9 protein-coding genes are annotated in these 12,501 nt (G+C 53.7%); 1 reads left to right on the forward strand and 8 read right to left on the reverse strand.

Annotated features, from left to right (window positions below; all coding sequences use genetic code 11):
• Positions 1-108 precede the first annotated feature (108 nt).
• From L692_RS0124685 to L692_RS0124705, 5 genes are all read right to left on the reverse strand, one after another.
• Positions 109-2,571 carry a glycoside hydrolase family 31 protein gene (locus tag L692_RS0124685; protein ID WP_025702596.1) on the reverse strand — a complete coding sequence of 821 codons (2,463 nt, stop codon included), beginning with the start codon at positions 2,569-2,571 and terminating at the stop codon, positions 109-111.
• 82 nt (positions 2,572-2,653) lie between these two features.
• A complete protein-coding gene (locus L692_RS0124690; protein WP_025702597.1) occupies positions 2,654-3,493 on the reverse strand; it encodes a sugar ABC transporter permease in 840 nt (279 codons plus the stop codon).
• The gene (locus tag L692_RS0124695; protein ID WP_025702598.1) at positions 3,490-4,836 is read right to left on the reverse strand and encodes a sugar ABC transporter permease; all 1,347 of its coding nucleotides are present in this window, start codon (positions 4,834-4,836) and stop codon (positions 3,490-3,492) included. Before L692_RS0124695 ends, L692_RS0124690 begins: the two co-directional genes overlap by 4 nt.
• An 85-nt stretch (positions 4,837-4,921) precedes the next feature.
• Entirely contained in the window at positions 4,922-6,217 is a 1,296-nt protein-coding gene (locus tag L692_RS0124700) for a sugar ABC transporter substrate-binding protein (protein ID WP_025702599.1), read from the reverse strand.
• Between the two features lie 39 nt (positions 6,218-6,256).
• On the reverse strand, positions 6,257-7,267 hold the full coding sequence (locus L692_RS0124705) for a LacI family DNA-binding transcriptional regulator (RefSeq protein WP_025702600.1): 1,011 nt from the start codon (positions 7,265-7,267) through the stop codon (positions 6,257-6,259).
• A 341-nt stretch (positions 7,268-7,608) separates the two neighbouring features.
• Between L692_RS0124705 and L692_RS0124710 the strand changes: the two genes are divergently transcribed.
• Complete coding sequence (locus tag L692_RS0124710) at positions 7,609-8,475, forward strand: ornithine carbamoyltransferase (RefSeq protein ID WP_025702601.1); 867 nt, start codon at positions 7,609-7,611, stop codon at positions 8,473-8,475.
• A 63-nt stretch (positions 8,476-8,538) separates the two neighbouring features.
• On the opposite strand, the gene L692_RS30135 is transcribed toward L692_RS0124710, so the two are convergent.
• From L692_RS30135 to L692_RS0124725, 3 genes are all read right to left on the reverse strand, one after another.
• On the reverse strand, positions 8,539-9,504 hold the full coding sequence (locus L692_RS30135) for a phosphotransferase family protein (protein ID WP_025702602.1): 966 nt from the start codon (positions 9,502-9,504) through the stop codon (positions 8,539-8,541).
• A gap of 112 nt (positions 9,505-9,616) precedes the next feature.
• Positions 9,617-11,239 (reverse strand): glycoside hydrolase family 13 protein, encoded by a 1,623-nt coding sequence (locus tag L692_RS0124720; protein WP_025702603.1) that lies wholly within the window; start codon positions 11,237-11,239, stop codon positions 9,617-9,619.
• A gap of 88 nt (positions 11,240-11,327) precedes the next feature.
• A complete protein-coding gene (locus L692_RS0124725; RefSeq protein ID WP_025702604.1) occupies positions 11,328-12,296 on the reverse strand; it encodes a sugar phosphate isomerase/epimerase family protein in 969 nt (322 codons plus the stop codon).
• Positions 12,297-12,501: the final 205 nt, after the last annotated feature.

Here is a 12,501-nt window from a genome sequence, read left to right on the forward strand (position 1 = left end):
TGGGGAGACTCCAGTTTAATTGGGGGGCCTAAGAGTAACAACCGCAAAACAGTTCAGAACCCGATTTCATTGGCGGCAAATTCGCCTTATTCCATGCCGCTCCATGCTTTATAAACCTCTGACAACCAGCTCCACATCCTCCGAAGGCTGTTCCATCACCACGGTCAGTTCACCGGCGGTGCTGTCGAAGTGCCAGCCTTGGTCGAGCGCCTCCAGTTCTTCACGGCCAGACGCTTCAGTTCCGAAATCCAGGCGGCACCCGGCGAACCCTAGATGCTTGAACGTTACGGTCCACTTCTTCCAGCCCCCGTCATAACCGAGACAAGCGGGATGAACACGCAAGGTTACAGATTCCTCCGTCCCTTCCACCGTCAGCCGGTGCAGATTACAGGAGCCGTCCTTGAACGCATAAGTCGTTCCGTCGTCATCGTACAGGTCAAAGGAGCCTTCGCCATTCTCCGGTGTATAAATATCCAGCAGCAGCTCCTCCGAGCACAGAAATTCGGTTGATGCGGCGGGTGCGGTACGGGGGATAATCGCTCCTTCCTTGACGTACAGCGGCAGCGTGTCCAGCGGGGCATGGGCCATAATGTGGGCCCCCCCTTCTCTTCTTTCGCCCGTCCAGTAGTCGAACCAGTTGCCTTCCGGCAGGTAGACGACACGGTGATACGTATCGGGCCGATAGACGGGAGCCGCCAGCACCTGATCTCCGAGCAGGAATTGATCGCACAGGTTCACTGTATTGGAATCGTCCGGGTATTCCAGCAGCAGCGGCCGGATGACCGGCATCCCCGTCTCGGCTGCCTCCCGGAATACGGAAAAGATCAGCGGCATCAAGGCGTAGCGCAGATTGATGTATTCCCGGCAAATGTCCTCCACTTCGGTTCCGAAGGACCAGGGCTCCTGGCGAACCGTGTCCAGCATGCTGTGATTCCGGCAAAAAGGGAACAGCGCTCCCATCTGCGTCCATCTCGCCAGCAGCTCTCCCGTCGTGTGGTGGCCGAAGCCGCCGATATCGGGACCCGCGAAGGCTATGCCCGACAGCCCCAGATTGAGCACCATCGGCATCGCAAGCGCCATATGCTCCCAATAGCTGCGGTTATCGCCCGTCCAGACAGCCGCATAGCGCTGGATTCCGGCGTAACCGGCCCGCGAGAGGACAAATGGACGGCGTCCGCCCAGCTGGTTCGCCATCCCCTCCGCGGTCGCTTTGGACATCATCATGCCGTACAGATTGTGAATCTCCTGATGCGTTGCCGGATGGCCGTCATTGCCATGGAGCGCATCCGGATCAATCGTCTTGCATTCGTTGAAGACGGAGGGCTCGTTCATGTCGTTCCAAATGCCCTCGATCCCCATCTCCGCGAAGAACCGGTGAAGGCTCCCCCACCATTCGCGAACCTTCGCTTCCGTGAAGTCGGGGAATACGCTTTGGCCCGGCCAGACCGGACCGGTAAAGGGAGAACCGTCCGGCTTCATGCAGAAGAAGTCCGATTCCGCCCCTTCTCGATAGACGTAATAGTCCGGATCGAGCTTGACCCCCGGATCAACGATGGGCACAATCCGGATGCCAAGGCTTTTCAGTTCCGCAATCATCGCTTTCGGGTCGGGGAACCGGACCGGATCGAACGTAAAGACCCGGTATTCGTCCATATAATGAATGTCCAGGTGGATGACATCGCACGGAATTTCTTTCTCCCGGAAAGTGCGTGCCAGCTCCAGTACCTCTTCCTGATCCATGTAGCTGTAGCGGGACTGGTGATATCCTACGGACCAACGGGGCGGCAACTGAATCCGGCCCGTCAGGGCGGTATACCGCCCTACCACATCCTTGATCTTGGGTCCGGCGATGAAATAATAATCCACTCCGCCCGTTTCCGTCTGCACCGTGAACGCCTGCTCCGAGGCGCGCATGTCGAACACCGATCTCCCCGGATTGTCCAGGAAGATCCCGTAGGCATTCCCCGGCTCAATTACAATCAGAAAAGGAATCGACTGGTACAGCGCTTCAATTTCCGGCACATGCGGAGAAAAGTTATCGGAATTCCACATTTCATAACGTTCTCCCCGCTTGTCCAGAAAGCCCGTCTTCTCTCCCAGCCCGTAATAATGCGTATTCTCCGCAGCCTGGAACAGAGCGGTCGCCGCCTTGTCCTCCTTCCAGGCAAGCAGCGGATTATGAGCCAGAATCTGCCCGGACTCATTCAGGAAGCGAAGACTGCTGTCCTGTTTGACGACTTCCACCATCATCCCGGCCGTTTCGATCATATAGGACAACCCGGTGTCCCGCAGCTTCGGCTCTGCTTCTCTCCCGCCGGGATTCGTCTCTTCCCGGATAACCGCCGCCGTAGTGTGCATAGGGATGGGGTCCCCCGGACCCGCGCCCGCCAGCAGCTTGACCCGGATGATTCCGGTACGGAGCCCTCCGACGGCAAGCCTGCCATTCTCGCAGGTGAAGAGCACAAGCCCGTCTTGCAGTACAGCAGCCTGGACGCATCCCAGCGTCTCGGTGAACGCCGATGTGTAATCGGCCGCTATTTTATCGGGACTGATCTGTTCGCTGGTTAACATGTCTTGATCCTCCTGAGCATAAGTTGAGCGTTACTATTCGTTAAAAGGTCTTGAGCCAATTCGGCTGCCTGCGTGCGTTCACTCATCCCTTGTCCGCCCCGGCGGTCAAGCCTTCTACCAGGAAGCGCTGCATCAGGATGAACAGGATGGTCACCGGAACGGCGGCGAGTACGCAGCCTGCGGCAAACATTGTAAATTCATTCGAGAAGCGGTCGCCGATCATGTCGAACAGGCCGACAGCAAGCGTCTTCTTGTCCGGTGAACGCAGCACCAGCTTCGCGAAGATAAAATCGGTGAACGCCCCCGTAAATGTCATAAGCGCGGTGTACACAATGAGCGGAGTCGACAGCGGAAGCACGATGCGAAAGAAAATCGGCATATGCCCGGCTCCGTCAATCCGCGCGGCTTCGACAAGACTTCGGGGAATCGTGTCGAAATAGCTCTTGGCGAACAGAAAATACAGCGGCGCTCCGGCCGCATACACGATGATGACAGCCGTGTGCGTATTCAGCAGATTCATCTGATTGAGCAGAATATAGATCGCGATCATGCTCATAAACCCGGGGAATAATCCGAGCACCAGCAGGAGGCTCATCAGATTTTTGCGGCCGGTAAAACGGAAGACCGAGAAAGTGTAGCCTGTGAGCAGGGTGAGTATCGTCCCGAGAATCATGCTGGAGACCGCAATTTTCAGCGTATTCATGTACCAGACACCGAACGGATGCTTGGCGAACAATTCCGTATAATGGCTGAAGGTGTAAGCGGTCGGCAGGATCGTATCGCTGAACAGCGCGTCTCCGGTACGAACGGAAGACATCAGCACCCACAGGGCCGGATAGGCGCAGAAGGCTGTCAGAAGAATAAGCGCGATATAGCTGAATGAAAGCCGGATCGTCGTTCTCGCTTTGTTACCGGGTTTCATGAGGCATCCTCCTCCTTGAACGCCTTGGTGCGGCGGACATTCCATACGGCGAATACGGAGAGCACGATAAAGATGAAAATTCCGATGACCGACGCATAGTTGTATTTCCCCTGCTCCATGGACAGCTTGAACAGCCAGGTGATCAGAATGTCGGTATGTCCGGCGAACTGGAAGTCGCCGTTAAGCGGCTTGCCGTTCGTCAGCAGATATACAATATTGAAGTTGTTGATATTCGCCACAAATTGCATAATAATCAGCGGCGCCATCGAATACATCACCATCGGAAAGGTGATAAGGCGCGTCTTCTGGGTGCCGCTCGCCCCGTCGATATCCGCCGCTTCATACATATCCTTCGGTATGGTGGACAGGATGCCGATAATCATCAGCATGGAGACCGGGAAGCTCAGCCAGAAATTGACCAGGACGAGCGTGATCTTGGCCCAGAGCGGATCGGACAGCCAGGGAGCCTTAGCGATGCCGAGCATCCCCAAATATTGGTTGACGGGTCCAAATTGTCCGTTAAAAATGTTGCGCATGATCAGGGTGGAGACGAACATCGGGATGGCAAAGGGCAGAATGAAAGCCGTCCGCCAGAACGGCTTGAACCGGATTCCTTTGGACTGCACAAGCAGCGCCGCCGCAAATCCGCCGAAATAGCCCGTGACGGTTGCAAAGAACGCCCAGATAAACGTCCATAACGTCACACTGTAAAAGGTATGGCTCCACGCCTTGTTCCGCAGAATCCCCCAGAACGCCTCAAATCCTTCCCAGTTGATCAGATGGGCCGGCGGCATGGTTTCCCGCGTGAAGTCGGTAAAGGCCACCAGGATCATAAAAATGATCGGCATCACCGTGAAGAACACGACACCGAGCATCGGAATTGCCAGTACGATATGCGGAAAGCGGTAAGACATCACAAAGCTGAGCGTCTGATTGAACGTATTCGGCTGTACGCCTTCTTCCCGGAGCTTGCCGGTCTGGTACGCATCCTTGATCCCGGCGATGTACATCCATACCAGCACTATCATAATGAATACGGTAATGAGACCTTCCACCATCAAAAAAATAGAATGGTCACCCAAGACCTGCTTGTACAATTTCCCGACTTTTTGCAGATGGGTTTCCGTTTCGCCAAGCGTGGAAAGAGCCCACAGCGCGTGGGGGAGACTCGTCACGGCAGTAAATACGCCATACGCATAAAACGCGAGCATGAGAATTCCTTTGGCATACTGCCGGTTATAAAGCTGGCCCAGTCCCAGCGCGATCACCGATAGCAGGGCGGCCTTTTTTCTGAACGGTTTGGAATGTTCGGGATACTCCCTCCGAGTCGCCAGCTGCTGCATCTCCTTTCAACTCCTATCTTCGTGAGGGGGTCACCCGTCAGCGACGGATGACCCCTTATGTTTTTTCAAATTCTATAAGACTGACTTACTTCTTGTTCTCCGCAATACTGGTCTTCATGCCTTCCGCAGCTTTGTCGAGCGTGGCCTTGGCATCGGCTCCGTTCCAGACCGCATCAAATGCCGGGTCCATATATTGCCCAAAGTATTGCATTTCCGGCAAGCTTGACCACATCCGGCTGTTATCGATCTGTTTCAAGAAACCCTGCATGACATCATCTTGTCTGATGCTGTCGCTGATTCCTTCGGCAGCCGGAATCGAGCCGATTAATTCGTTATCTTTAACCTGCATGTCCTTTGAGGTAATAAAATTGGCGAACAACTTCGCTGCATTCGGATATTTCGAATACGCGCTTACGTAGTACGAGGTGGTTCCAGCCAGTGTAACCGGATTCTTCCCCTCCGGCATGGCGGGCATCGGGATAACAGCTACTTGAAACGGAAGCTTGCTGTATTTGCCGATTTCCCAGCTGCCGTCAAGGTTCATCGCCAGCTTTCCTTGTTCCCACAGTCCATTCTTGGCGTCTCTGGTCATGTCGGTCAATTTGAACGGTAAAATATCTTTTAGCGATTGGAAGAATGTCATGCCTTTAACCGCTCCTTCATTGTTAACGCCGATATCATTCGGGTCTGTTTCATTGCTTCCGAATATATACCCGCCGTAACCGGTCAGAAAGCTAAAGAGATAGAAGGAGCCGCTATCAAACATGAAGCCGAATTTATTGTTCTTAACGTCATTAAATTTCTTGGAGAACGCAATGACATCGTCCCATGTATCCAGCTTGGCGTCCTTTACCAGATCTTTATTGACATACAGCCCGTACGTATATACTGAACGGGGATAACCGTACAGAATCCCCTCAAATGTCGATGCATCGACAGCCAACTTGCGATTGATGGCTTTGGTATCCTCTTCAAAATAATCGTTCGGCAGTACAAGGCCGGCATTGACAGCCCCTCCAAGGAAGTCGTTCGTCATTCCGAATACATCGGCTCCCGTACCGGACGGTCCATCCGTTGACATCCGGGCTACGCTGTCCCAGTAGGCAACGTCTTCTACTGTTACTTTAATGTTGTATTTCTTTTCAAACTCCTGAACTGCGTAATCACTGTAACCATCCTTGATCGTCCAGAATTTCAGCTCCGCCCCCGGTTCCGGCGTTAATTCCTCCGTTCCCTCAGCCGCTGTTTCCCCTCCGGTATTGCCGCCCGCATTGGTCCCGCTGGCTGTATTGTCCGCCCCGGAACCGGCCTTGCCGCCGCAAGCCGTAAGCGCCAGCATCAACATCATACAAAGTACGAGAAGTCCCAATTTCTTAGTCATCGCTTATCTCTCCCTCAAATGGTAAGTTAGTCTAAAAGGTCAGGTGGTTAACGCCCGGCAGCTTTCTCTCTCGATGATTTCATGAGGAAGAACTATGGCTTCTCGTTTGTACTGCTCCTTGCCGCGAATCTGACGGAGCAGCATTTGCGCCGACCGGGTTCCCAGCTCATAGACCGGCTGGCGAACCGTCGTAATTCTCGGCCGGGAGGCGCCCGCTATCGGAATATCGTCAAAGCCCATAATGGACACATCCTCCGGAACGCCAAGGCCGCTGTCTTCCGCCGCCCGGATTGCCCCGATTGCGACCATATCGCTGACACAGCAGATCGCCGTTGGGCGATCCTCCCGGGCAAACAGCTCCATCCCGCTATTGTATCCCGAATCAATGTCATAGTCCTTATCGAAAACCCACTCGGCCCGGTAATCAACGCCGTGATCGGCTAAAGCCTGCTTGTACCCGTCAAACCGCCGGATAGTCTGGTAATACTCCATCGGCCCGCAGAAAAAGGCAATGCTCCGGTGACCCAGTCCGATAAGATAGCGGGCGGCGTCATAGCTGGCCTGGTAATCGTCAATGTTAATGCAGGAGAACCGGCTGTCCTTATCCGTATGGCTTGAGAAAATAACGGGAATCTTATGTTTTTTGAAAAATTGAATTTGCTCCGGCTTAGGCGCGGAGGTTAGTAGCACGATGCCGTCCACATACTTTTTCCGAAGCAGGTCCAGATAGTGGAGTTCAATCTTCGTGTCGCTGTTCGTATTGCAGAGGAGCGCCGTATACCCGTTCTGGAAGAGCTCCTCTTCAATGCCGCGGACAAACATCGAAATAAAAGTATTGGAGACATCCGGAATCAGGACGCCGATCAGCAGGCTTTCCTTCATAATCAGCGTGCGGGCTACGGGGTTCGGATTGAAGCCAAGCTCGTCCACCACTTTCATGACCTTTTCCTCCAGCTCGGGACTGACAGGCTTGCTTCGGTTCAGCACCCGCGATACGGTGGCAATAGATACCTCCGCCAATCTGGCAACGTCCCTGATCGTAACTGTCATTTTCTTCCTTCACCCCCTTTTGCCATGATTAGGTAAACCTTTTCCTGTTTCTCAAAAAAAGAGAGACCTTCATTATGCCGCTTCTTCCAACTTCAGGCAGACGGCGGGCAAGCAACAGGTAAACCTTTTCCGGATAACCAAAAAAAATTCACAATCTCCATCTTCTTTGCAGCAGTTATTTGCGATAATAATACTATCGGGGGTGAAAGAATGTCAATATAAATGACACCCTTTAATTTAATTTTTAATTAATTCCGCAATATACTGTGCGCCGCAACAAAATTGTTATCTTTCATTACATATGTTGTTACCGATACTTTGAAAAAAAGGAAGTGATCCGCTTGAATTTTCTGGATATCGGAGACTGGAAGCCGGAACAGATTCAGGATATATTTGATCTAACCGACCGGCTTTGTCAGAACCGGGAACAACCACTGCTTCAAGGAAAAACGTTTCTGTTATTGTTCCCTGAATCGAGCCTTCGCACAAGAGTAAGCTTCGATAGAGGCATCCGCGATCTTCGCGGCAAGTATATTTATGTGTCCCCGGAAGCGCTAAACAAGCGAGAACAGCTCGCCGATGTCATGGGTTATATGGAGAATTGGGCCGACGCCGCTGTGATTCGGCACCCTGACCTTTACAAGCTTCGGGAGCTGTCGCGGCATGCTTCAATTCCGGTCATCAATGCCATGACCTCGGAGAACCATCCGTGCGAAATCATGTCCGATCTTTATGCGATCAGCAGGCGGAGGCCGGATTACCAGGAGCTGGTCTATACCTTTGTCGGTCCTGCGGGCAACATCAGCCGGACCTGGATGAGCATGGCGAAGACGATGAATCTAAAGTTCCACCATGTCTGCGCCGAGGGTAATGCGCTGGGGCCGGAAACCGCCAACTATACCTTTCATACCCGCCTGGACGCGATTGTACCGGATAGCGATATCCTGCTGACTGATTCGTTGCCTGAAGAATACCGGACGGCAGAATACATAGCGAAGTACCAACTGGATTTGCAGCGGGTGCAGCAGGCAAAGCCCGGGGCGCTGCTTAATCCGTGCCCGCCTTTTTTCAGAGGGGAAGAGGTGGGTGCAGATGCCATTGACTCGGATTATTTTGCCGGCTATGGATTTAAACAATGCCTTCTGTATGTCCAGCAAGCCATTATGCTGTACTGTCTGTTTCACTCCAGAGGCGCAGCTTCTTCATGAACACAAGAAAGCAAGCGCCGGGTCTTAGGTAAGGTCCGGCGCTTGCTCCGCGTTGTTAACGAGCTATATTTTCGTAAACCTGTCCCACCCTTCCAGCAGGTTGGAGTTCACCCCGTTCCAATGCTCGCTGCTGTTATAACCCCGGAAATCGTACTCGATAACGGCGATTAAATTGTAATACAGATCGTACAGTTCTTTGCGCGCCTGTGCGCCCGGACTGTCGAATACAGTGCCATATCCCTCGCGGAAGGCTTCGGAGCTTTCAAAAGGACGAAAATAATATTCCATCAAGGGATCACCCCACAGCGCGCGTTCCCAGTCGATCAGCGAGGTGATATGACCATTGTCCACAAAGATGTTCCCATTCCACAGGTCCCAATGCACCAGCCGCGGCTCCGTCACTTCATCCAGCGCGGGCAGCAGCCTCGCAATGCCCTGCTCCAGCATTTTCCGGCCAATCGGCAGTGAGACGCCCAGCCGTGAGGCATCGTCCAGCACGTCGCCGATCAGGCCGGAGAACGCTTCCCTCCATGTGCCCGGCGCTTTCCCGGGCGGATGGAGAAACAGCCCGAACCGTCCGCCGCGAACCTCGTTGATCTGCCGGTTATACCGGCCCAGCTCCCGCTCGATTGCCGCCCTCTCGTCCGCCGCCAGCTCTTCCCTGACCTCGTTGTAGGGACGGCCTTTGACCTTTTCCATGAAAAAATATTCATACGGAATCAGCGAGCGGCTGTCGTCATGGGCGTAGACCTCCGGAACCGGAGCGACACCTGCCGCATTGACAAATTGAAGCGCTTCCACTTCCGTGCGCATAATGTTCCGCTCATAGCTCAGCATTTCCACCTTGTCCGATGGAGCGATCTTCAGGATAGCCTCCCTTCCGCCTTCAAGGACAAGCTCGTAAGCGGCATTGAAAAATCCGCCCGTCAATTCAGCCGTTCTCAGGACAGCCGTCCCTTTGCCAAAAGCCGCCTCAGCCAGCCTGCTCCGCTCTTCTTCCGTCAATTTCGATTTCGTGCTGCTCTCCATATCCCCACCGCCAGTTCCCTATTTTTTTACTGTAAATAGAATTCGCCGTACACAAAGAAATACCTCCGTAGAACCTGTAAACCGATTCAGGGAGGCGTTTCTTGTCTAAAACTTATTTCAGCAGGTACATCCTTGCCTCGTAAGGGCGAAGCGTTCCTTCGGCTGTAATCTCACTGTAGTTGGAAATCAGCAGCTCCTTGTCTCCGGCAAGCTCTGCCGGCAAATCGACCGAAACGGTATTGCCGTAGAAATTGCACAGCACAAGCAGCGTCGTCCCGTCCAGGCTGCGGGTATAGGCATATATATCCTTATCATCCGGGAACAGCAGCCTGTAATCCCCGTAAACGATTACGTCATGCTCCTTGCGCAGCCGAATCAACTTCTTGTAATAATGGAAGATAGAGTCCGGGTTCTTGAGTTCGGCCGCGGCATTGATCTCCGTGTAATTCGGATTGACCCGAATCCAGGGCTGGCCCGCCGTGAATCCCGCATTCGCGGCAGCATCCCACTGCATCGGCGTACGCGCATTGTCGCGGCCTTTGACGTAAATCGACTCCATAATATCGTCGTGAGCGTATCCGCCTTCGATCCGCTCTTTATACAGGTTCAGCAGCTCGATATCCCGGTAATCCTCGATTGGATATTTCACATTCGTCATGCCCAGTTCCTCACCCTGGTAGATGTACGGAGTGCCCTGCATTCCATGAAGGAGGGTAGCCAGCATTTTGGCCGACTCCACGCGGTATTGCCCGTCATTCCCCCAGCGGGAGACGATGCGCGGCAGATCGTGGTTGTTCCAGAACAGGCTGTTCCAGGCCTCGCCCTTCAGCTCGGTCTGCCATTTGGACAATACCTGCTTTAATTTCAGAAAATCGAGCGGCGCAAGGTCCCATTTTCCCTTCCCCTCCTGCTCATCCAGGCAGATATGCTCAAACTGGAACACCATGGAAAGTTCACTGCCGTCCGGATTGCTGAACAGCTTGGCGATTTCCGGGGTGGCTCCCCAGGTTTCCCCTACCGTCAGCAGATCCCCCTTCTGAAACGTTTCCCGACTTAGCTCCTGAATATACTTATGGAGGTTCGGGCCGTTGACGGTGATTTTTCGGTCGGGCTCCTTGGCGATCAGGTCGATGACGTCGAGCCGGAAACCGCCCATGCCCTTGTCGACCCACCAGTTAATCATATTGTAAATTTCTTCCCGGACCTTGGGATTATCCCAGTTCAGATCCGGCTGCTTCACGGAGAACAGATGCAGATAATACTGGCCTAGCTCCGGCACCCACTCCCATGCGGACCCGCCGAAGATGCTGCGCAAATCGTTGGGCGGTGTTCCCTCCACGCCGTCCCTAAAGACGTAGTAATCATGATACGGATTGTCCTTGCCCTTCTTCGCTTCCAGAAACCAGGGGTGTTCGTCGGATGAATGGTTAAGCACCAAATCCATGATGATGCGAATATCCCGTTTGCGGGCTTCCCCAATCAGCAGCTCCATATCGTCCAGAGAGCCGAACATCGGGTCAATGTCCTGATAATCGGAAATATCGTATCCGTTGTCGTCCTGGGGCGATTTGCATACCGGAGACAGCCAGATCGCCCCGATTCCAAGCTCCTGCAAATAATCCAGTCTGGAGATGATTCCTTTCAAATCTCCGATTCCGTCTCCGTTCGTATCCTGAAAGCTGCGAGGATAGATTTGATAGACCACCGTTTCTTTCCACCATGTATGATTTCCCACAACTGTAATCCCCTTTCATTCGAAAGGCCCGTAATTTAAAAAAACCGGGGCAGACTTAAACTGCCCCGGTCTGTTCGAATACGAACCCTTACAGCCACCACATTTCGCCGAGCTGCTCCTGAATCAGCACCTGATTCAGGTTGTCGACCGCTTTGGAGAAGCCTTCGTTAATCGACATCAGCCCGTCTTCATGCTCGATGCTGACGACATAATCATAGCCAACCAGACGGAGGGCGCTGACAATGTCCGCCCAGGTCTTCAGGTCATGGCCGTAGCCGACGGTACGGAACTGCCAGGCGCGGTCCAGCATGTTATCGTAGGTCTGCATATCGGTCAGGCCGTACTTGTTCACGTTGACCGGATCGATAACCGTATCCTTGGCGTGGAAGTGGTGAATCGCTCCGGCCCGGCCCAGCACATGGATGGCCTGCACCGGGTCGATGCCCTGCCACCACATATGGCTCGGGTCCAGGTTCGCTCCGATGACGTCTCCCACCGCTTCTCTCAGGCGGAGCAGCGTTGCCGGTGTATGCACCGAGAAGCCGCCGTGCAGCTCAAGGCCGACCTTGACGCCATGATCCGCCGCAAAAGCTCCTGCCTCCGTCCAATACGGAATGATCTTATTCTCCCACTGCCATTTCAGCACTTCCTGGAAATCATTAGGCCAGGGAGCAACCGGCCAGTTCGGATACTTCGCATCCTCATGGTCTCCGGGGCAGCCGGAGAACGTATTGACTACCGGAACGCCCAGCTTCTCCGCCAATCTGACCGAGTTCTGGAAGTCCTCATGGTCCTTCTGCGCCAGCGCTTTTTGCGGATGCAGCGGGTTGCCGTGGCAACTGAGCGCGCTGATAATCAGGCCCCTCGACTCCACCGCATGCTTGAACTCTTTTAACGCCCGCTCGTCTTCAAGCAGCAGCTGCGGATCGCAGTGGCTTTTGCCGGGATTGCCTCCCGTGCCGATCTCCACCGCTTTAACACCTTTTTCGGCCACATAGTCCAGCGCTTCCTCCAGCTTGCGCCCGCCGAACAATACCATAAATACGCCAAGTTTCATGGATTGTACTACTCCTCTCCGTTTATCGTCTTATTTATTCAGCACCGCTTGAGCCGCTTCCTTGGGCTTACTATCCTCTGTTCCGTCAAAATATACAGTCCGGCCGGTGCGGGCGGATTCATAAATCGCCTCAAGAATTTGCGTTACAACAAGCGCCTGCTCCGGCTTGACCAACGGCTCCTTGTCTTCGATTATGGCTTCAAGC

The sequence above is a fragment of the Paenibacillus forsythiae T98 genome, from assembly GCF_000520735.1.
GTDB classification, from domain to species: Bacteria; Bacillota; Bacilli; order Paenibacillales; family Paenibacillaceae; genus Paenibacillus_AQ; species Paenibacillus_AQ forsythiae.